At 32.7% G+C, this 21,679-nt stretch carries 21 protein-coding genes; 12 read left to right on the top strand and 9 right to left on the bottom strand.

From position 1 onward, the window contains the following. Nucleotides 1-60 precede the first annotated feature (60 nt). Nucleotides 61-636, top strand: a complete 576-nt coding sequence (locus tag D1818_RS01465) for an aspartate/glutamate racemase family protein (RefSeq protein ID WP_233558639.1) — start codon at nucleotides 61-63, stop codon at nucleotides 634-636. Between the two features lie 143 nt (nucleotides 637-779). Here D1818_RS01465 and D1818_RS01460 read toward each other — a convergent pair whose 3' ends face one another. Further along, nucleotides 780-2,294, bottom strand: coding sequence for a DEAD/DEAH box helicase (locus tag D1818_RS01460; RefSeq protein ID WP_118455689.1), 1,515 nt, complete (start codon nucleotides 2,292-2,294; stop codon nucleotides 780-782). 177 nt (nucleotides 2,295-2,471) lie between these two features. On the opposite strand from D1818_RS01460, the gene D1818_RS01455 reads away from it, so the two are divergent. The 5 genes from D1818_RS01455 (at nucleotide 2,472) to lpdA (ending at nucleotide 6,504) form a co-directional block, all read left to right on the top strand. Continuing rightward, nucleotides 2,472-3,341 carry an alpha/beta hydrolase gene (locus tag D1818_RS01455; protein WP_118455686.1) on the top strand — a complete coding sequence of 290 codons (870 nt, stop codon included), beginning with the start codon at nucleotides 2,472-2,474 and terminating at the stop codon, nucleotides 3,339-3,341. A gap of 66 nt (nucleotides 3,342-3,407) precedes the next feature. Further along, on the top strand, nucleotides 3,408-3,896 hold the full coding sequence (msrB, locus tag D1818_RS01450; RefSeq protein WP_118455684.1) for a peptide-methionine (R)-S-oxide reductase MsrB: 489 nt from the start codon (nucleotides 3,408-3,410) through the stop codon (nucleotides 3,894-3,896). Beyond that, entirely contained in the window at nucleotides 3,896-4,291 is a 396-nt protein-coding gene (msrB, locus tag D1818_RS01445; RefSeq protein ID WP_118455682.1) for a peptide-methionine (R)-S-oxide reductase MsrB, read from the top strand. Before msrB (D1818_RS01450) ends, msrB (D1818_RS01445) begins: the two co-directional genes overlap by 1 nt. Nucleotides 4,292-4,357: 66 nt before the next feature. Then, nucleotides 4,358-4,930, top strand: coding sequence for a collagen-like protein (locus D1818_RS01440; protein ID WP_118455680.1), 573 nt, complete (start codon nucleotides 4,358-4,360; stop codon nucleotides 4,928-4,930). A gap of 182 nt (nucleotides 4,931-5,112) precedes the next feature. Next, nucleotides 5,113-6,504, top strand: a complete 1,392-nt coding sequence (lpdA, locus tag D1818_RS01435) for a dihydrolipoyl dehydrogenase (protein ID WP_118455678.1) — start codon at nucleotides 5,113-5,115, stop codon at nucleotides 6,502-6,504. Between the two features lie 84 nt (nucleotides 6,505-6,588). On the opposite strand, the gene D1818_RS01430 is transcribed toward lpdA, so the two are convergent. The 5 genes from D1818_RS01430 to D1818_RS01410 all read right to left on the bottom strand — a co-directional run bounded on the left by D1818_RS01430 (nucleotide 6,589) and on the right by D1818_RS01410 (nucleotide 10,736). Then, nucleotides 6,589-8,424 (bottom strand): hypothetical protein, encoded by a 1,836-nt coding sequence (locus D1818_RS01430; protein ID WP_118455675.1) that lies wholly within the window; start codon nucleotides 8,422-8,424, stop codon nucleotides 6,589-6,591. A gap of 4 nt (nucleotides 8,425-8,428) precedes the next feature. Continuing rightward, entirely contained in the window at nucleotides 8,429-8,854 is a 426-nt protein-coding gene (locus D1818_RS01425; RefSeq protein ID WP_118455673.1) for a hypothetical protein, read from the bottom strand. 107 nt (nucleotides 8,855-8,961) lie between these two features. Further along, the gene (locus D1818_RS01420) at nucleotides 8,962-9,687 is read right to left on the bottom strand and encodes a diphthine--ammonia ligase (RefSeq protein WP_118455671.1); all 726 of its coding nucleotides are present in this window, start codon (nucleotides 9,685-9,687) and stop codon (nucleotides 8,962-8,964) included. A 5-nt stretch (nucleotides 9,688-9,692) separates the two neighbouring features. Next, the gene (gene aroQ / locus D1818_RS01415) at nucleotides 9,693-10,106 is read right to left on the bottom strand and encodes a type II 3-dehydroquinate dehydratase (protein ID WP_118455669.1); all 414 of its coding nucleotides are present in this window, start codon (nucleotides 10,104-10,106) and stop codon (nucleotides 9,693-9,695) included. Further along, a complete protein-coding gene (locus D1818_RS01410) occupies nucleotides 10,107-10,736 on the bottom strand; it encodes a porin family protein (protein ID WP_118455667.1) in 630 nt (209 codons plus the stop codon). Nucleotides 10,737-11,083: 347 nt separating this feature from the next. Between D1818_RS01410 and D1818_RS01405 the strand changes: the two genes are divergently transcribed. After that, nucleotides 11,084-11,665, top strand: coding sequence for a porin family protein (locus D1818_RS01405; protein ID WP_118463418.1), 582 nt, complete (start codon nucleotides 11,084-11,086; stop codon nucleotides 11,663-11,665). Nucleotides 11,666-11,749: 84 nt separating this feature from the next. On the opposite strand, the gene D1818_RS01400 is transcribed toward D1818_RS01405, so the two are convergent. Further along, nucleotides 11,750-12,325 (bottom strand): porin family protein, encoded by a 576-nt coding sequence (locus D1818_RS01400; protein ID WP_118455664.1) that lies wholly within the window; start codon nucleotides 12,323-12,325, stop codon nucleotides 11,750-11,752. A gap of 487 nt (nucleotides 12,326-12,812) precedes the next feature. Between D1818_RS01400 and D1818_RS01395 the strand changes: the two genes are divergently transcribed. From D1818_RS01395 to D1818_RS01380, 4 genes are all read left to right on the top strand, one after another. Beyond that, on the top strand, nucleotides 12,813-13,391 hold the full coding sequence (locus tag D1818_RS01395; protein ID WP_118455662.1) for a porin family protein: 579 nt from the start codon (nucleotides 12,813-12,815) through the stop codon (nucleotides 13,389-13,391). A gap of 79 nt (nucleotides 13,392-13,470) precedes the next feature. Beyond that, the gene (gene xerD, locus D1818_RS01390; protein WP_118455660.1) at nucleotides 13,471-14,367 is read left to right on the top strand and encodes a site-specific tyrosine recombinase XerD; all 897 of its coding nucleotides are present in this window, start codon (nucleotides 13,471-13,473) and stop codon (nucleotides 14,365-14,367) included. Nucleotide 14,368: 1 nt separating this feature from the next. Continuing rightward, nucleotides 14,369-15,325: a hypothetical protein gene (locus D1818_RS01385; RefSeq protein ID WP_118455658.1), complete on the top strand. Its 957-nt coding sequence runs from the start codon at nucleotides 14,369-14,371 to the stop codon at nucleotides 15,323-15,325. After that, nucleotides 15,318-16,259 carry a leucine-rich repeat domain-containing protein gene (locus D1818_RS01380; protein WP_118455656.1) on the top strand — a complete coding sequence of 314 codons (942 nt, stop codon included), beginning with the start codon at nucleotides 15,318-15,320 and terminating at the stop codon, nucleotides 16,257-16,259. Before D1818_RS01385 ends, D1818_RS01380 begins: the two co-directional genes overlap by 8 nt. A gap of 56 nt (nucleotides 16,260-16,315) precedes the next feature. Here the strand turns inward: D1818_RS01380 and D1818_RS01375 are convergent, their stop codons facing one another. Further along, nucleotides 16,316-17,182, bottom strand: coding sequence for an anti-sigma factor (locus D1818_RS01375; protein WP_147406199.1), 867 nt, complete (start codon nucleotides 17,180-17,182; stop codon nucleotides 16,316-16,318). Between the two features lie 106 nt (nucleotides 17,183-17,288). After that, entirely contained in the window at nucleotides 17,289-18,824 is a 1,536-nt protein-coding gene (locus D1818_RS01370; protein ID WP_118455652.1) for an NAD(P)H-hydrate dehydratase, read from the bottom strand. A 400-nt stretch (nucleotides 18,825-19,224) separates the two neighbouring features. Here D1818_RS01370 and thrA point away from each other — a divergent pair, with 400 nt between their 5' ends. Further along, the gene (gene thrA, locus D1818_RS01365; RefSeq protein ID WP_118455650.1) at nucleotides 19,225-21,669 is read left to right on the top strand and encodes a bifunctional aspartate kinase/homoserine dehydrogenase I; all 2,445 of its coding nucleotides are present in this window, start codon (nucleotides 19,225-19,227) and stop codon (nucleotides 21,667-21,669) included. Nucleotides 21,670-21,679 lie beyond the last annotated feature (10 nt).

Raw genomic sequence — 21,679 nt, 5'->3', positions numbered from 1 at the left:
ATGAATTGATCAACAAAAAAAAAAGAAGAATTAGGTGGTTTTCATTCTGCAAAATCTATTATGGTTTCTGTTGATTTTGCAGAAATTGAAAATTTACAAAAAAAAGATGATTGGGATGGTTTGACTAAATACATGATCAAATCAGCAAAACAATTAGAAAATGCTGGAGCAGATTTAATAATTCTTTGCACAAATACCATGCACTTATGTAGCGATGAAATAATTAAAAACGTAACGATTCTCTTTCTACATATTGCCGATGCTACAGGAAAAAAAATTCAATCCAAAGGATTGCAAAAACTTGCACTTATAGGTACTAAGTTTACCATGGAAAAAGATTTCTATAGAACAACTCTTAAAAAATACGGTATTGATGTTATAATTCCAGATGTTGATGATAGAGAGATCATACATAAGGTTATATATAAGGAATTAGTTCTTGGGAATATTGAAAATAATTCAAGAGAAGTATATAAACGTATCATAAAAGATCTAGAAAACAAAGGAGCTGAAGGTGTCATTCTTGGTTGCACCGAAATACCCTTGTTAATAGAACAAGACGACGTAGATATTCCAATATTCAATACTACAAAGATTCATGCAGAAAGTGCTGTGAAAATTGCTTTAAACAACTAATTGACAACAAAATTATCACTCAACAATATGTATTTTAAGAAAGTGAACGAATTTAGAAACAGACAGTGAATTTATATCAAAAGACCTTAAAAACTGCTTGATCAAGGTCATTATACATTAAAAGAAAATGTAAAATAGACCTATTATAAGAACATTTGATTGATTTTGGAACGTAATTTTCGACCGTAATCTTCTTGTAACCAATCTCTATAATTTTTTGTGCTTTTGCTGATACAGTAAGAATATCGACGAACTCTATATTCGATATCTTGATCTAATAGTTTACTAAGAATTCGTGCATCGAAAACGTCTTCACTATTTTCTACACACATCTTGGCATGTTGTTCTATAGATTTTTCTAAAACGCTTTTACTACGTAAACCATATTTTTTGGTATTGGCGTATTCGATTTCGATATCAAAATCTATTTCAGTAGAATTACTAAATTGCTTTCGGACTTCTTCCGGCATTACGTATTTAAATTTACGCTCTATCTCATCATCACTAACTAAGCTCTCATAATAAAAATCAGGCGACCTAAAAATAGACTGCCAATCAATTTCTCCATTCCAAAGTCCAAAACGGGCTGTATTATTTCCCATATCAATAATAGAAAACTCTGGTTTTTTAGGAAGTATTCTGGATCCCCTACCAATCATCTGAAAATAGAGGGTTAAAGATTTTGTAGCTCGATTAAGAATTACGGTTTCTACTGTAGGTTCATCAAATCCAGTAGTCAAGATACTCACTGAAGTAAGAATTGCATCATCTGTATGCTTAAACCATTTTAGTATATCCACTCTTTCTTGTCTACTATTGGTATTATCCAAGTGTCTTATCGGATATCCTGCTCTATAAAAAACATCATAAACTTGAATAGAAGTATTAATACCGTTATTAAAAATTAACGTCTTTTGTCCTTTTGCTCTTTCTTCATACGCTTTTAGTAACTTATCCTGCATCAAAGCGTTTGTATACAGATCTTCGGAAGATTTCACGGTATAATCCCCATTCATCCCGATCTTAAGAGAGCCTAGACCAACATCATATGTATACGTGATCGGTTTAGCTAAAAACCCATTTCCTATAAGAGATGTAATAGTATCTCCCACAATCAACTCCCGATAATTATCTTTCATTGGAAGTTTCATATTAGAACTAAGAGGTGTAGCTGTAACACCCAAAATAAAGCAAGTGTCAAAAAAACGAAATAGTTTTCTGAAAGAGTTATAATGTGCCTCATCAATAATAACCATTCCCACATTATCAATCTCTAATTGATCATCATTTAGTCTATTATTGAGTGTCTCTACCATAGCCACAAAACACATATACTCATGCTGATCTTCAAGCTTTTTTACATTACTATTAATGATCTTATTTTTCACATTAAACTCAGTAAGCATTTTAGAAGTTTGATCGCAGAGTTCGATACGATGTGTTAGGACTACGACTTTCTTCTTTGTAGTTTCTATATACCTCCTTACAATTTCTGAAAATATAACTGTTTTACCTCCACCAGTAGGTAATTGATAAAGTAAATTATAACTTTTTGGAAACTCTTGCAAACGCCCAAAGATCTTATCAATATCTCTGGCTTGATAACTATAAAGTACTTTCTGTTCCTTTTTTTGTATTTCAGTGGGTTCCACCCGCATTTGCTTTAGATTAAAAATAAGCTACTAAATTAAGCACTTTATAAACTTATATAAAAGAATTCATAAAATATATTTCGTTTTAATTCATTAAATCTCTTCTAAAGTGTTAATTATTCATAATATTTCTCACAACCTTTTTTGTTGTTTTAATTTTAAATAAAAATTGATTATTCATTAATGACTAAGATTGATAAAAATCTAATACCAGTCCAAGCACTACTTATTCCTAAACCAATTTTATATACTGGAAAAGTATTGAACTCGATTTCTCCTTTTTTAGCTTCTAGATTTGCTGCGCGTTTATTCTTAACTCCGTTTAAGTATAAAAGACCTGAACGAGAAAAGGTTATGGCGATAGAAAGTCATAAAGAAAAAGTAAATATCAAAAATATAAATAGAGATGTAATTGTTTACAATTATGGAAACTCAAACAAAAAAATTTTACTAGTACATGGTTGGTCTGGTAGCGGTACTCAGCTTTCTAAGATTGCAGATCAATTATTGCAAAAGGGTTTTAGTACGGTAAGTTTTGACGCTCCTGCACATGGCGAAGCTCCTGGAAAGAGAAGTAACATGCTACACTTCATTGAAACCATACAGCAGTTAGAAAAAACGCATGGACCATTCTATAGTGCTATAGGACATTCATTAGGAGGAATGTCTTTATTAAGAGCAACCAAATTAGGTTTAATGATTGAAAAACTAGTAATAATAGGCACTGCAAATAGTATCACTAAAATAACCAAAGAATTTGCTAAAAATCTACAGTTAAGTCAAAAAACAGGTATCTTAATGAAACGATACCTCGACACACGTTATGGAGAAGATCTTGACAATTATTCTGGTGGTGTCTCTGCAGAAGCTGTAAAAATACCGACATTAGTTGTTCACGATAAAAATGATGTAGACGTACATTATGCGGAGGCTTTGGAGATTAAGGAAAAGTTAACCGAAGGAAAATTACTGTTAACTGAGAAATTGGGTCATAGAAAGATTCTTGGAGATCAGGAAGCTATTCATAAAATAATTGACTTTATTACAGAATAAAGAATCTTATGTTATGGATAGTACAGATATACGACTATAAACAGATAAAACTATAATTTAAATAAAATGAAAAAGATTCTAATACTATTCATCGGTATTTTAACAATAAGTTGTACTGGTAATGCACAAAAAGAAACCAAAAAAGAAAAGAAAGAATATGCAGTTTCTAAAACGAATAAAGAATGGAAAGAAATTCTAACAAACGATCAGTACTACATCTTAAGGCAAGCTGGCACAGAAAGACCTTTCTCTAGTCCTCTAAATAAAGTGTATGCATCAGGAACCTTTCATTGTGCAGGATGTAACACACCGTTATATGAGAGTGAACATAAATTTGATAGCGGTACAGGTTGGCCTAGTTTTGATAGAGCTGTAAAAGGGAATGTATCTGTTGATACTGATTATAAATTAGGTTATGCCAGAACTGAGCTAGTATGTGGAACTTGTGGTGGACATTTAGGACATGTTTTTAATGATGGACCAAGAGAAACCACTGGAAAAAGACATTGTATTAATGGAGATGCTTTAATTTTTGAACCAAAACAAACCAAGTAATGAGTAAATACCCTTTTGACAAGACAGAAGACGAATGGAGAAAAGAACTCTCTGAAGAACAATATAGAGTATTGAGACAAAAAGGAACTGAACGTCCTTTTACTGGAGCATATAATATTCACTCAGAAGATGGGACCTATAAATGTATGGGATGTCATGTTCCATTGTTCGAAAGTACGTCAAAATTTGATTCTGGATGTGGTTGGCCTAGTTTTGATCAATCTATCGAAGGAAGCGTGGAATATATAAAAGACACAACTCATGGCATGATAAGAACAGAAATCTTATGTGCTAACTGTGGTAGTCACTTGGGGCATATTTTTGATGATGGACCTACAGAAACAGGACAGCGCTATTGTGTGAATTCTGTAAGTATTGATTTTGATAAATCATAAATTTTATACTTTGGAACGCTTATTGATAAATACATTGAATATCATAACAACAAATTATTACATATTATGAAAAAGATTTTCACACTTTTATTTTTATCAACAATATTATTTACCGCATGTGAAGGGGATCAAGGCCCTCCAGGATTTGATGGTTTGCCAGGACCTCAAGGACCAGCTGGAGATGTTGCCAGTGTTTTTGAAATAGACAATGTAGATTTTGTTTCTACGAACGGTACAACGGCATCAATAGGAGTAACTATTCCCAATCAGATTGAAGTATTTGAATCTGATGTAGCATTGGTGTTTGTAGTAGATCCAATTGCAACAGCAGCTAATAATGGAGTTGAAGTATGGGAACCGCTTCCAAGAACATTTTTATTTACTGATGGAGGTTTTGCTCAATTCAGATATAACTTTATTTTTGATGACCCAAGCGGTATATTTGATCTAGAAATCATTTTAGAATCAGATAATTTCACAACATTAGATAACTCTTTTACACAAAATCAAATCTTCAGAATAGTAATTGTGCCGGGCATTTTTGCACAAAACAAAAATGTAGATTTTAATAACATGGAAAATATTTTATCTTCCCTAAAATTAAATGCAAATGACATCGTTAAATTTTCATTAGATTAAATCAGAAAATCTAACTATAGATGTTAACAATAAGATATATTTATTAAAAATTAACACTATCCTTAGGGTAGTGTTTTTTTATGCAAATAATTAGTGTGAATAATCACAAAAATGGAATGGTTAAAACCTTTTTTGGTTAACCTAATTATCCGTAAATTCGTGTCTTCAAAAAATTCACATTTATGAGCGCATATGATATTATCGTATTAGGAAGTGGACCTGGTGGTTATGTTACTGCTATTAGAGCTTCTCAATTAGGGTTTAAAACTGCTATTATTGAAAAAGAAAGCCTTGGAGGGGTATGTTTAAATTGGGGATGTATACCTACAAAAGCACTGTTAAAAAGTGCACAGGTATTTGACTACCTTAAACATGCGTCTGATTATGGCCTAACTGTGGAAAAATTTGACAAAGATTTTGATGCAGTAGTAAAACGTAGTCGTGGCGTTGCAGAAGGAATGAGCAAAGGTGTTCAATTCTTAATGAAAAAAAATAAAATTGATGTAATCGAAGGTTTTGGTAAATTAAAATCCGGTAGCAAAGTAACTGTTACTGATAAAGACGGAAACTCTTCAGATTATGACGCAAAGCATATCATTGTTGCTACAGGAGCAAGATCAAGAGAATTACCAAACTTACCACAAGATGGTAAAAAAGTAATTGGGTATAGAAAAGCCATGACTTTAGATTCTCAACCTAAGAAAATGATCGTAGTAGGTTCTGGAGCAATCGGTGTAGAATTTGCGCATTTTTATAATGCAATGGGAACAGAAGTTACCATAGTAGAATTCCTTCCTAATCTAGTACCGCTAGAAGATGAAGAAGTTTCTAAGCAATTTGAAAGAAGTTTCAAAAAAGCCGGAATTAAAGTGATGACCAATTCTTCTGTAGAAAGTGTAGACACGAGCGGTGATGGCGTAAAAGCAACGGTGAAAACTAAAAAAGGAGAGGAAATTCTTGAGGCTGACATCGTATTATCTGCTGTAGGAATCAAAACGAATATAGAAAACATTGGATTAGAAGAATTAGGAATTGCTACTGATCGAGATAAGATTGTGGTAAATGACTGGTATCAAACTAATATTCCTGGAGTTTATGCTATAGGAGATGTTGTATCTGGTCCGGCACTAGCACACGTTGCTTCTGCAGAAGGTATTACTTGTGTAGAAAAAATAGCTGGTATGCACGTAGAAGCAATCGATTATGGTAATATCCCTGGATGTACATACGCTTCTCCGGAAATTGCAAGTGTAGGAATGACAGAAAAGCAAGCCAAAGAAGCTGGATATGAGCTTAAAGTTGGTAAATTCCCATTTTCTGCTTCTGGTAAAGCAAGTGCAGCGGGAACTAAAGATGGTTTTGTAAAAGTAATTTTTGATGCTAAATATGGTGAATGGTTAGGTTGCCATATGATTGGAGCTGGTGTTACCGATATGATCGCAGAAGCTGTATTAGGAAGAAAATTAGAAACCACAGGGCACGAAGTACTTAAAACCATACATCCACACCCAACAATGAGTGAGGCTGTAATGGAAGCAGTGGCAGATGCTTATGACGAAGTGATTCACTTATAAAACAATCTAAAATATATTTAAAATAAAAACACCTTACCTGTTAAAAATTGGTAAGGTGTTTTTTTATCTAATAATATTATGATTTTAATTAGAATTCGTTGGAATTGATCCAATATTAAAAGAAGGCACTGGTAATCTCAATCCAAAATACCAGTATGGATCACCTGTAAAAACGTTAATAGCTGCCCCTGTCTGCACATAATCGTGTAGTATTGAAACTACTAAACCGGCACCTAACTCAGGAACATCATCTCCATCAAAATCCGGAGCAGAAACATGAAGTCCAATTCCCCAATCAAATATTCTATTATACGCTACGCTTTTTCTTCTTATTTTTTGATCCCATAATCCTTTTAGAATCAAGTTATAATAAGGAGCCATCTGAAATTGTGTTTTTACATTTGTTCTTGCTAGAGGATCCGCAAAAATGACACCTACCGTACTTTCTATATGTGGTAAAATTCTAAACATATACACTTCCCTATTTTCTGTATAGAGTGTTTTTTCTTTAGAAGTAATTTCAAACTTAAATGCAATTCTGTCTCCACTTTGTCGGACTCCAGCTGTATATAAATCCAAATCTGCCTGTTTTGGTAAATCCTTTAATGACAATTTAAAAACCTTATCACTAAATTTTAATAGCGCAAAATCTACCGAAGTTCCTTTTAGAAGTTCTTTTATTTTAGAAATGTTAGTTTTTTCTAATGTAGTATCCAGCCAAATTTTTAATTGATTTTTAATGTTTTTTGCAAACTCTTCTAAGGCATCGACATTGTTAATGGTACTATTGATTAGTTTTTCAATAGCATCATATAGTTTAGTAGCTTGATCAAGTAGCGCCTGTCCATCGTTTTTAATAAAATCCACATCACTTTCTATCCTCGTTAACACCTGAATTACAGAAAGCTCAGAGTCTATATTTAAATCTTCATAATATGAAATACGTTGTTTCACATCATTTTTAAAACTCTCAAGATTCTCTTTGAAAGATGCTATCTCCGTAGTGATAGGTTTAATTCGATCGTCAACTATTTGTTGTGCTTGACTATCCAAGGAATCAATTAATGCGTTAAACTGCCCTTTAAGCACTTCTTCTAATTGCACTACTTGTATATCAATAGTTTCTTTAAGAACTGACAATCCTTTATCTTTATTTTCTTTTGCTAGGTTACTTGCTTCCTGTAATTGCGCTAACTGCTCTTTTGTCGGAAGTATTCTCCATCTATCTACCTCATAAGGTGTTTGAGGTTTAATGGAATCAAAACCTGGAATATGCAAAGGAGTATTTTGATTTTTTTTGCTATATAACCAAGCTCCAAATTGAATATAAATACCTTGTTTATCAGCAAAAACTTCCACCTCTTCACTCATACGTGTTAATTCTATCTGCGCCCTTTGATAGGTAGGTCCAGGTCTAGAACTCACATTCTTATCATTTGGATCACCGAATTCTATAAAACTACTTACATCCCAAAGATCAACTACAGAAATCGCGGATCGCTGCATAGCTGCCGCCCATTCTTCATTCTCCTTGGGAATTTCCTTAAACGTTTCATAATCATAGCTTTTTAGTAAACTATCGAATGCTTTCAGAACTTGCTTACGTTCTTTTAACGCCTTAGTAAGCTTACTTATTTTCTCACCAATACCAGCTGGTAAACCTTCTGTGTTAGATGCTACTTTAGATGTAATAATCCCCAGATCTAAATCTATTTGTAAAATACTATTAATATCTACGATCCGATTATTAATATATGTAGAATCTTTATCTTGATAACCGGCATCTCTATCTCTTTCTAAAACAGAAAACACAGATTTCCGATCCTCATCTTCTACTTGATTCTGACCATAAGCTACTGCAGTTGATACACAATAACAGAAAATAAGTATATAATAATGGAGATTTTTTATAACACTCATATCACTATTGATTTAAATTTTGGTCGTAAGCCATTGCCAACATAATAGATTTTTCTATGTAGTAAGTAGACCTATTATCATATTTAGAGGATAATACTACATTTCCAATATTATTAAAAACATTAGAAATGGATATAATCAAATAAGAATCAATAGAATCCCAATCTATGTCATCTAATCTTGGACTAACTTTTAATCCTTTAAGAGTATCTAAAATAAAACTAATATTAGGAGCTTGTAATGCTATTACTCCGTTATAAAAATGGTCATCAGAATTAATAAAAGAAGAAAGTTTTTGCACAGCTCCGTTGGATTGAGCATTATCACCTATTACTAGCATAAGTGTCGCCGGTTCATTCGTCAACGCATTATTAAATACATTATTGGCCGAAGTAGCATCCGTTTTGGATAAAATAATAGGTTCTATCATACGAGTATATTTTAGAATAAAGCTTAAGTAGTTAAAAGTATATAAAAATATATCCTTAAAAAAGGGGGAAAACACTTAATTCTATTCAAAAAAACACTATTTCACAATCAACTCGGAGTCAAATCACAGTACCAAAATGAAGTATCCCAACCTTTATTCTCTTCATCCGTAAAACAATTGTCATCATCATCAGAAGGTGTATAACCTCGGAGTACCTTCTCTCCTATTTCATAAGCGATGGGTTCGCTAAAAATCGGACCATCAAATACAAACGTATGGAATTCACCATTCTCGCCACAGGGATCAACATTTTCAGGTAAATCTTCTAAAAACGATTTATTCAAAACTCTACCACAGAATGATTCATCAAGATATTTCGCATTTACACATACTGTAATCGCTTTAAATCCTAGGTCAATAAATTCTAACAACAATTCTTTAGTATTTCGTTTCCAGAGTGGAAATATACCTTGAATACCAATACTTTTTAACTGGTCTTCTCGATATTGTCTAAGATCTTCTAAAAAAATATCTCCAAATACACAGTGCGTATTTCCCTGATCTTTTAAGCGCTCTATACTACTCTTCATTGCTTCATTGTATGAAGCCATAGAAACATCGGCTGGAAGTTTAATTTTATGTATAGGAAAACCTAAGCTTTTTACTTGAGCATCTAACAAAGATTCTCGTAACCCATGCATAGAAACACGCTCGTAATCTTTATTAACAGTAGTCAATAAGGTAGAAATCCTAAATTCTTCTTGTTGCATCATATAATACAAGGCCAACGAAGAATCCTTACCACTACTCCAATTAAAATAGGTTTTATGCATTTTTTCTATAAAAAACTTTGAATCGCTAACTCGTAACTCCGTAAACCGAAACCAAGAATAACCCCTTTAGCATTTGGAGAAATATAGGATTGATGTCTAAATTCTTCTCTACCAAATGTATTAGAAATATGTACTTCGACCACAGGAACAGTAACTGCTTTGATAGCATCACCAATACCGATAGAAGTATGTGTATAAGCACCTGCATTTAAAATGACACCGTCATAAGTACCATCAGCTTCCTGAATTCTAGTTATTAGCTCGCCTTCGATATTAGATTGAAAATATCCTAACTCTACATCTCTGAATTTCATTTGCAACCCTGAAAAAAAATCTTCAAAAGATTGATTCCCATATACACCAGGTTCTCTTTTACCCAAAAGGTTAAGGTTTGGTCCGTTTAATATTAAAAGTTTCATTTATTGTTCTCGTATGATTCTTCGATTATTTTTTGTCTTAAACAAATATCCTATTGATAATTGAGCAACTGAATTCCTATTGGTTACATCCATGATACTTGTATCATTAATATTAGTTAAACCTAAATTATATCGTAACTGAAAAAACAAGCCACTTTCCAGTTTATAACCAGCTCCGAAAGCCCAACTAACATCAAAACTATTAAAAGAATCAAAAAAGGGATCATTATCCGCTACATCATCATTTCCCACATTAGTTACTAAAGCAAACTGTGGTCCTGTTTCTAAACTAATTCGTTCTGTTATATATGTTTTAGTGATAATAGGTAGCGAAAAATAGTTTACACTAATTTTCTGTTCCTGACCTCCAACATCTACTTTGTAACCTTGTGCAGAATAGAGTAATTCTCCTTGTATAAAAAACTTACTTGAAATAGGATATTCTACAACTGCTCCAAGATGTATTCTTATCCTTCCTTCAGTACCATCGGCATCACCCAAAATATTACTATAATTAATACCACCTTTAAATCCTGCTCGTGCATATAACGGATCTTCATCATCAAGCTTCTGCGCATTCACAGAAACAAAACTTAGGATCATCATAAGTATAAAAGTATTTCTTTTCATCCTTTACTATAAGTTTATATCCAAAAGTAGCTTTATTTTTTTATACAAAGTAAAAGGAAACAAAAAAACCTTCGTTTAATAAAAAATGTAATAACAGTTGTTGTTTTAATTTACTGGGAAAGTAAACTCGAATGGCAAATGTTATACATATAAAAATGTACAACAGATATTGAAACAGAATATATTCATTCTTATTATAAGGCAAATTTTACCTAAAAAAGGAACACCCTTATTCATTGATTACTAAACAATTACACTCCTCAAAGCGTAATTCACTTAAAATTTTAGTAACAAACATTCCATAATTGTTACTAATGGGTGTAATAAACCATAAACAGACAATTATCATGAAAAAATTAATTTTAACTGCAGTAGCAGTATTTAGCTTAGCTTTTGCTAATGCTCAGGATGGAGAAGGATTCGCTAAAGGGGACGTTTTTGTATCTGGATCTTTTGGATATAACTCACAAACCGTTGGTGATTCTAAAATAACATCCTTTGAAATTGTACCAAGAGTAGGCTACTTTGTTTCTGAAGCTATTTCTATTGGCGCTAGATTAGGTTATACGACCTCAAAAAGGGATATTCCTTTTACGGATGAAGTGAAAACAAATATTTTCAATGTAGGTGTCTTCGGAAGATACTATTTCACGCCTTCTAGTAAATTCTCTATTTTTGGTGAAGCAGGTCTGGAATACCTTAACATAAATTCAGACATCGGGGTAATTGAAAGTAAAACTGATGGATTTGGCATCAATGTAGGACCAGGAGTAAGTTATTTCTTAAGTGATCATTTTGCACTTGAAGCTTTTTGGGGAGCATTAGGATACTCTACTTCAAAAGAGGATGGAGCTACAGACTCTACAGATTTATTTCGTATTGGGTTAAATCTTAATGATATCAATCTTGGATTGGTATATAAATTCTAAATTTTTTATTTAATAATATGTAGAAACCCCCATCATAATCGATTATGATGGGGGCTCTTTTCACAAACAAAATGTAATTCACTTTTAAAACTTATAACCAACCGAGAATTGTATTACAGAATTTCTTAGATCTGAATCATCATCATCTCCAATATTTGTTATACCATAATTATATCTTCCCTGAAAAAATAATCCCATATCTAATTGATATCCTAATCCTATATTAGCACCAAGATCTAATGTTTTAAATTGATCTTTCACATCTGTATCATTACTATCCGCCTTCGCCTTTGCTGATACTAGAAAACCTACCTGAGGTCCTATTTCTATATTCAATCCTTCTATAAAGTAATACTTAAAAATTAACGGAACATTAATGTAGTTTAAGTTTAATTTAAAATCAACACCTGCTTCTTCTTCTTTAACTCCTTGAGTTGAAAATAATAATTCTGGTTGAAAAGCAAACTTTTCTGTAATTGGAATCTCTACAACCGCACCAATATGAAACCCTAATTTAGACTCTGCATCATCATCTGCATCATCCCCTACAAAATTTGCTACATTAAGACCTACTTTACCTCCAAAGCGAATTGACTCTTCTTGAGCATTAACAAATGTAAGCGCCCCAAATGTGAATGCTAAAAATAACTTCCTTACCATGTTTTGTTTTTTTAAGTTAATAAATATTATCAATCAGGATCTTTAATAAATAACCCTATTCAATGATCCAAAATTACCAGTATACTTCAAAAATTTTAAGAATCTGTTCCCAATAGACTTCTTTACGTGGCTAAACAGATCTATTATTGGGATCTATGCTTGCTAATCTAAAAATCTAAATTATTGTTTCGTTATCTGTAATTTATTGTTCAAAATTAGTAAACAATCAAAAAGTAGGTTTTTTCTTTCTTTTAATTGATTTTAAAAATATAATTGCTTGATCAAAAACATAAAATCGTGTTAAAAAACATTGTTGCAATATAAAACAAGTCACCTAGGTGAGTAGCTATCATATATTGACAATCAGATGTTTATATCCAAACTCAGGAATTGTGGGGAATATCTAACAAAAAACCCCCTGAAAACAGTGGTTATTGTCTCTATCTGTTTATCTAAATTTGCTTTAAACTATAAACAAACAATTATCATGAAAAAATTAATTTTAACTGCAGCAGCAGTATTTAGCTTAGCTTTCGCTAATGCTCAGGATGGAGAAGGATTCGCTAAAGGAGATATTTTTGTATCTGGATCTTTTGGCTACGACTCAGAATCAACGGGAGACAATAAGAATAACTCCTTTAGCATTACTCCTAGAGTTGGTTTTTTTGTTACCGAAAATATTACCGTAGGAGCCAGACTTGGTTATACAACTCAAAAAATTGAAGTTGGTGGTGGAGAAACCAAAATCAACACACTGAATGCCGGCGCTTTCGGTAGATACTACTTCACACCTTCTAATAAGTTTTCTATTTTTGGTGAACTTGGATTTGATTATGTATCTGCTAAAACAGAAATAGCGTCAACCGATTCTACTACTGATGGATTTGGTATAAATGTTGGACCAGGTGTAAGCTATTTCTTAAGCGATAACTTTGCACTTGAGGCATTTTGGGGTGCATTAGGATATGCTACAGCCAAAGCTGATGGTGCCACAGATTCAACTGATCTTTTCTCAATAGGCCTAGATCTTGACGATATTAATTTAGGATTGGTTTATAAATTCTAATTTATATAATTTAATTATTATATAAATTTTAAATCCATTCGCAGTTTGCGGATGGATTTTCTTTTTTATATTAGGATACATGAAATGGAGTCACGCCATAAGGGATTATGAACATTATTTACGAATCGAAAGAGGGCTTTCTGATAATTCTATTATTAATTATAGTTTAGATATCCAAAGACTCATTAAGTATCTAGAAGAAAATGATATTAAATCCACTCCTATTGCTATAGAAAAAGATATGCTAAAGCAGTTCATTTATGAAACTGCAAAACTAGTCAATGCCAGGTCTCAGGCTCGTATAATTTCTGGTTTAAAAAGTTTTTTTAATTATCTAATTTTCGAAGATTATAGAGAAACCAATCCTATGGAACTTATAGAAGCTCCTAAAATAGGCAGAAAGTTACCAGATACGCTATCACTAGAAGAAATAGACAGTATCATCGCACAAGTAGATTTAAGCAAACCAGAAGGAGAAAGAAATAAAGCTATTATCGAAACACTTTATGGGTGCGGACTTCGAGTTAGTGAATTGATCGATTTAAAACTCTCTAATCTTTTTTTTGATGAAGGTTTCATTAGTGTAACAGGAAAAGGAGATAAACAAAGATTTGTTCCTATTGGAGAAATAACACAGAAGTATATCAATATTTATAAAAACGAAATAAGAATTCACCTCGATATTAAGAAAGGCCATGAAGATACGTTGTTTTTAAATCGAAGAGGAAGACAGCTTACCAGAGCCATGATTTTTACTATTGTAAAAAGACTTGTTGAAAGAGCTGGCATTCATAAAACCATAAGCCCACATACCTTTAGACATTCCTTTGCCACGCATTTATTAGAAAATGGAGCCGATCTAAGAGCTATACAGTTGATGTTGGGGCATGAAAGTATAACGACTACGGAAATATATATGCATCTTGACAAAAGTCATCTTACTGAAGTTATTAATACATTTCATCCCAGAAAGTAATATGTATATAAATAATTTAGGAAAGAAAATCACTTGTATTATATTCTTTAGTTGTTCTCTTCTATACTCCCAGCGATTTAAAGCAGATGGAGGTATTATGTTAAAAACAGAAATAACTTTAGGGAATCAAAATCAATGGTTAAAACTAGGTGTTTTTGGTTTTGGAACTCTTAATTATGGTGATATTTCTTTAGAAAGCGGATTATCTTTTGCATCCTATCAATTTCTAAAACGACATACAGTAAAAACTTCTGGGTTAGCATACTCTTATGAATTCTTTGCTTTAGCCGGCATTGGTAAAAACAGTAACTTACTCGGATCATCCGTTTCTAACCTGAACACTTCTATTATATTTAATCCAACAGGGAAAGGTGGATTTAATGGATTAGGCTTCGGGTTTAGTAAGGATAATCTCCCTAAAAACCTTAAAACTTATGGCTTAAGGAGAGGAGCTTTACTGATGCGTTTTAGTAATGCTAATCATAATATACATCTTACATTTCAAAATGACTTTAGCATAGGTCTATTTAAAGGATCGGGAACAGATTATGGGGTTACTGGTTCATTAGATATAGGCTTTACAGAAATCACGAATCTGCAAACAGTGTATAAACTGGGAATAGGAATTGACTTATTTACTGCTAGACCAGATTATAGTTTATCACCAAGGAATCCAATTAACTCGGATGATGGACGTAAAAATGTATGGTTTACATTACCTCCTCTTAAAGAACTTTTTTATGGTAATTTATATGCATATGGCACCTATCAGGAAAACGATTTTTCTGTAGACTCTAAGCTAGGTATTAACAGTCAGAAAGCTGGCGCCTATATTCAAAATATACTACACGATGGATTAGGGTTAAACCCCAGATTTCCGTGGCTTGTAGAAACCAAGGATAAAATCTATATAGAAGTAAGCGGAAATATATTTCTTAATACCATTACAGATGATTAAAAAACTATTGTTTTATATCTCCATATCATTGCTATTCATTGGCTGTTCTACCTATACCACATTTTATAGTACAACCTATCAAGAAATCAACCTAGATACATCATCAAAAATTCATCGTTTAGATCTTAGCAATCAAGAACTTGAAGAGTTACCTAGTGCAATAGCTAACTTAAAAGACTTGAGAATGATCAACTTAAGTAATAATAGTAAACTTAACATAGATAGTACATTAAGAAAACTAGCTGTTTATAAAAACCTGGAAGTATTAATCTTAGATAGTTTAGATATTAAAGAAGTTCCGCCATCTATAAAATTGTTTTCCAATCTTAAACAAATTTCCTTAGTACATAATCCTAACATTAATCTAGAACAAGCAATTACCCAAATTTCAGAGTTACCAATTGAATTTTTGAACCTAAAAAACAACAAACTTACTAAGCTACCAAAGAATATAATAAGTCTGAAAAATCTGAGGGACTTGAATTTGTCTTATAATACGATAGAAGATGAGAAAAGTTATTCCTATCTAGGAAAATTACCTAAGCTATATTCTCTATGGATCGATCACAATAATTTAAAAGAACTGCCTAGTACAATTGGAGAACTAAGTCAAATTCGTTTTTTTTATATGGACCATAATGAATTGAAAGGATTACCAGATCAACTAACTGAAATGAGAAAAGCATGGGTCATACACGCCGGATACAATAAGTTTAAAGAGCTTCCTGTTGTTTTCACCACACAAAAATCTTTATTAATGGTACATATTAACAATAATCAGATTAAACATATCCCGAAAGTTTATGAAACTGAAAAGTATGCACTAGCAGGATTAATTTTAGATAACAATCCACTCCCTGAAACAGAAATACTAAGGGCTAAAAAGATTTTTAATGGATTTTTCCTGTTATCATTTAAACAGAAGGTTTATTAATAAAAAAACTCTCGAAATTTTCGAGAGTTTTTTTATTAAATATAAATTTTAATGTCTTATCGAATTACCTGTCCTTGAGGTATTGCAGTACTTGCATTCATTGTTAATAAATCTCCAGGAGCATCTGTTAACTGTATATTTCCCGTAAGAGGTTTTAAGAAAAATGGTGCTTTATCAAGATCATTTAAAGGTTCTACAGAAATAACAACAGTCGATCCTCTAAGATCCACAGGAAATGTAACTCCATCAGGAGATGCAGAATTGTTCAGAAAATCCTCACCAGGAAATGGTGGAGCTGGGTTAGCAGTACTACTAAATGGATTGAAATCATCTGCTTGTGCAGGATCTGTAAATGTACCAGTAGAAACAGGAACATTATTAATTACTACCCAACCTTCATATTTCCAACCATTTTTTAATGGATTAAGTGTTAAACCAGCCATTGCAGAACCTGAAGAATTATCAATAAACCAAACACCTGAATCCTCATTGGTGTCATCATTATCCGTTGGTGTACCCATAAAAAATGTTCCAGCCGTACCATTAAAAGATGTTACAGCATCTTCGAAACTTAAGGAAGCTGAATCTTGATTAAAGTTACCTTTTAGAATTCTAGTTTCTGAAGGTACATTATCATTATCACCTGCTTGCTCTATGGTTAGAATAAACTCAGTAGCTCTATTTAGTTCATCAGCAATAAAAGTAAATGTTTTATTTCCACTTGGGTTAGCAAATTTTGGAGTTGGCTTTGCATCTCCATCAACAATTATCCAACCTTGATAGGTAGTACCATCAGTTAATGTTTCTAAATTAAATGTTTGTAATGTTAGATTCGCTACAGCTGGTCCATCATCACTAGAACAAGAAACTCCTAATAATCCCAAGGCAATTGTTGCAATCGCCATCATTTTTTTTGTCATCATTTTCTGCTTTTTAATTTATGAGATAAAATTATAAAAATCATCAATATGCATAACTATAAAAACCAAACAAAATTGTACGCGAAAACCACTATTTTTTTAGGTACAATCAGTCTTGAGGTTGTGGTTGTTCTGGTTTTTTGAACAACTCTATATATGATTTTCCAATATGTGAAACAATATCACTAGCTAACAATCCCTGATAACCAGTTCCCTGAATTGCTATATCTGCCGAACTACCATGTAGATATACTCCAAAAACTGCTGCGTGCAATGGATCGTATCTCTGAGAAATCAATCCAGTAATTATTCCTGTTAAAACATCACCGCTTCCTGCAGTAGCCATCCCAGGATTTCCAGAAGTATTGACATAAATATCATCATGATAAATAATCAAAGTGTTCGCTCCTTTAATTACAACAATGCAATCGTGTTTTTTAGAAAACTCTTTTACCTTACTAATTTTCTCAAAATCATCCTTCCATTCACCTATTAAACGTTTTAGTTCACCTGGATGTGGTGTTAATACTGTATGTTTAGGTAAGAACTGCAAGAATTCTGATGCTTTGGCTAAAATATTAATAGCATCAGCATCTACGACCAACCTTGCTTTATTTTGTTTTAAAAATTTACCAAAGGCATCTACGGTTTTTTCGTGAGTGCCAAGCCCAATTCCTATCCCAATTACTGACGGATCATAATCAACGGATATTTTAGAAATATAATTATCCTCATCATCGGTAATAACCATAGCTTCAGGAACTGAGGTCTGTAGAATATCATATCCACATTCAGGAATATAAGCGGTTGTTAGACCAGCTCCAATACGTAATGCTGATTTTGTAGCCAGCACTACACTACCGATTTTACCATAACTACCTCCAACAATTAGACAATGTCCATAATCTCCTTTATGAGCAAATTTATGTCTTGGTCTATATAAAGAGAGTACTTCGTTTTTACCTACTAACTCAGCAAAACCTGGAGTCTGCGCAATAAAATCTCTATCTAATCCAATATCTATAACTTCTAGATCCTGAGAATACTGACCGGTTTCCGGTAAGAAAAAGATCAATTTTGGCAATTGAAAAGTAACCACTATAGATGCATAAATGACACCTTCCGGATTATCAGGAGCTTTATCTGCATATAAACCAGATGGTACATCAATCGATAATGTAAAACATCTGGAGGCATTTATATGCTTGATCAAATTGACTACCCAAGGTACTAAAGGCCTATTTAGTCCTATACCAAAAATAGCGTCAATTACCATATCCTGTTGTTTAATATCTGGTAAATCTTCTTCTGATTTTAACTGTATTGGCCATTCTGCGCCAATAGCTTTTAAGCGATCGTAATTTGCCAAAAAATCCTCAGATCTGTTATCGCTAAAATTAACAATGTACGTTTTCACATGGTATCCGTGCTCTATCAATAATCGAGAAATTACAAGTCCATCTCCCCCATTGTTTCCTATACCACAAAAAACGTGGATTGGAATTGGGGCACCTTGTAAACGTTGATGCAATACATTGAATATTTGAGTAGCAGCTCTTTCCATCAATTCTAAAGAAGTAATTTTTTGAGATTGAATAGTAACTTCGTCTGCTTTTCGCATTTGAGTAGCGGAAAATATCTTCACAAGTTTAATTTTTAATAATTATTTTATAATACGTTTTCAAAATACAACAACTCTTTTTAATTTATTTTTTAAGAATGCTTTAACGAATCAACATATAAATTAAAGGATCAATAAAAGTTTATGATTAGTAACGTTTTTATTTTGTTCAAAAGTAAAAAATTATACATTTGAACTTAAATATAAAGCAAACTAATGTTTAGTACGGTTTCAATCTCGGTTTTACTTTTCGCGTTAGGAACAACAGGGGCGGATGCCTACACTTCTTTTACACGTACTACAGCTACAATTATTACCCTTAGGGGTTAATCTTTTATATATCACAGAAATCGAGTAAGTAGTTTATTTTACGTAAAAAACTACCAAAAAACTATATCAAATACATCATTTTAAAAAATATCATATGAACGTTCTAAAGTTTGGAGGTTCTTCAGTTGCAAATGCAGCAACGATAGAAAAAGTTATAGAAATCATAGAAAAGCAGTCTAATAATCGATCGCTTTATGTAGTTGTTTCTGCGCTGGGAGGTATAACAGACCTTTTAATAAAGGCAGGAAAGGAAGCCTCCTCTAACAACGAAAAATATAAAAACACTCTGCTTACAATAGAGAATAGACATCTGAATGCTATTAAAGAGTTAATTCCGGTTGTTTCTCAAAGTTCTATAATTAGCAAAGTAAAATCAGAATTAAATAAGCTGGAGTCTCTATGCGAAGGAGTATATCTCTTAAGTGAGTTATCACCTAAAACGGAATCTGTAATTGCTAGTTTTGGTGAAATGCTATCCTCCTTCATAATCGCTGAGGCGGCAAAGGTAAAAGGATTAGATATTGTTCTTAAGGATTCTAGAGATTATATTATCACTACGGATGCTGCAAAAGTAACTATTGATTATGAAGAAACTAATTTTAGAATCAAAAGATATGCACAGGATAATACACATCAAATTAGTTTATTCCCAGGTTTTGTAGCTAAAACATCAGAAGGCGAACCTACTACTTTAGGTAGAGGAGGTTCGGATTTTACTGCAGCAATCTTAGCTTCTGCTGTCCAGGCTGATAAATTACAGATTTGGACAGATGTTAGCGGTATGTATACAGCTAACCCTAAATTAGTAAAACAAGCTAAACCTGTATCGCATATTTCATATCAGGAAGCGATGGAGTTGTCTCATTTTGGAGCCAAAGTCATCTATCCTCCTACTATTCATCCGATACTTGACAAGAACATTCCAATTGTAATAAAAAATACATTTCAGCCTGAAGATGCGGGGACATTAATTACAAGAGAAGTAATTAACAGACAAAAACCTGTTACTGGAATTAGTCATATCGATAATATCTCTGTAATATCGTTAGAAGGAAGCGGAATGGTTGGTATCCCAGGTTTTTCTAAACGATTGTTCGAAGCACTATTTCTAGAAAACATCAATGTGATTTTGATTACTCAGGCCTCTTCTGAGCATTCTATTTGTTTGGCAGTAGATGCAGCCGATGCGGAAAGAGCTAAACTAGTTCTGGATACAGCATTCGAATTTGAAATTACAAAACATAAAGTAGATCCTGTAAAAATTGAAAACGAAGCCGCCATTGTAGCATTAGTAGGTGATAATATGTATCATCACCAAGGGTTAAGTGGTAAAATGTTTAGCACACTCGGTAAAAACAATGTAAATATCCGAGCGATTGCGCAAGGAGCTTCAGAAAAAAATATTTCTGTAGTCATTGAGAAGAAAGATATAAAAAAGGCTTTAAATATTTTACACGAACGTTTTTTTGAAGTAAAAACAAAGCAACTAAACTTGTTTGTAACAGGTGTTGGAAATGTTGGTAGTAAATTACTTGATCAATTAGAGCAACAGCGAACGTATCTAAAAGAAAAACTTCGTCTTAAAATACGTGTTGTGGGAATTTCTAATTCCAGAACTATGATTTTTGACGAAAACGGAATCAAACTAGATTCATGGAAAAATAGATTAAGTGAAGGAGAAAAAGCAGATTCTGAGAAGTTTTTCGATACGGCTAAAGAAATGAATATTCGAAACTCTATATTTGTTGATAACACAGCTAACCCTGATATAGCAAAGGTTTATAAACACTATTTAGCAGAAAGTATGGCTGTCGTTACCTGTAATAAGATAGCCTGTGCAGATGAATATGTAAATTATTCAGAGTTACAGGAGCTTTCTCGAAAATTCAGCGCTTCTTTTCTTTACGAAACAAATGTAGGAGCTGGATTACCGATCATAGACACGCTAAACAACCTAATTGCTTCTGGGGATAACATTCATAAAATTCAAGCGGTGTTATCCGGTAGTCTTAATTTTGTATTTAACAATTATAAAGAAGGAGTTAACTTTTATGATATTGTAAAACAAGCACAAGAAGAAGGGTATACAGAACCAGACCCTAAGATTGATCTTAGCGGTGTAGACGTTGCTAGAAAGATCTTAATTTTAGCACGCGAAAGCGGGAATATCATGGAACTGGAAGATATCGAAAAAGAAGCTTTTCTACCTCTAGAAAGTCTAGACACCAGTAATGTTGATGATTTCTTCGAATCACTAAAAGCTAATGAAGCTCATTTCGCACAAATTCTAGATGAAGCCAACAAAAAAGACTGTCGACTAAAATATGTTGCTCAATATGAAAACGGGAAAGCAAAAGTAGGATTACAGCATATCCCTGCTGATCATCCTTTTTATAACTTAGAAGGAAGTGACAATATCGTTCTTTTTTACACAGATCGATATCCTAAACAACCGCTAATTGTAAAAGGTGCCGGTGCTGGTGCAGAAGTTACAGCTTCAGGTATATTTGCAGATATCATTAGAATTGGTAAAAAGTAAAACTTAATAT

It is taken from the genome of Aquimarina sp. BL5 (genome assembly GCF_003443675.1).
In the GTDB taxonomy this organism is placed as follows: domain Bacteria; phylum Bacteroidota; class Bacteroidia; order Flavobacteriales; family Flavobacteriaceae; genus Aquimarina.
This window is presented reverse-complemented; position numbering and strand designations above follow the sequence as displayed.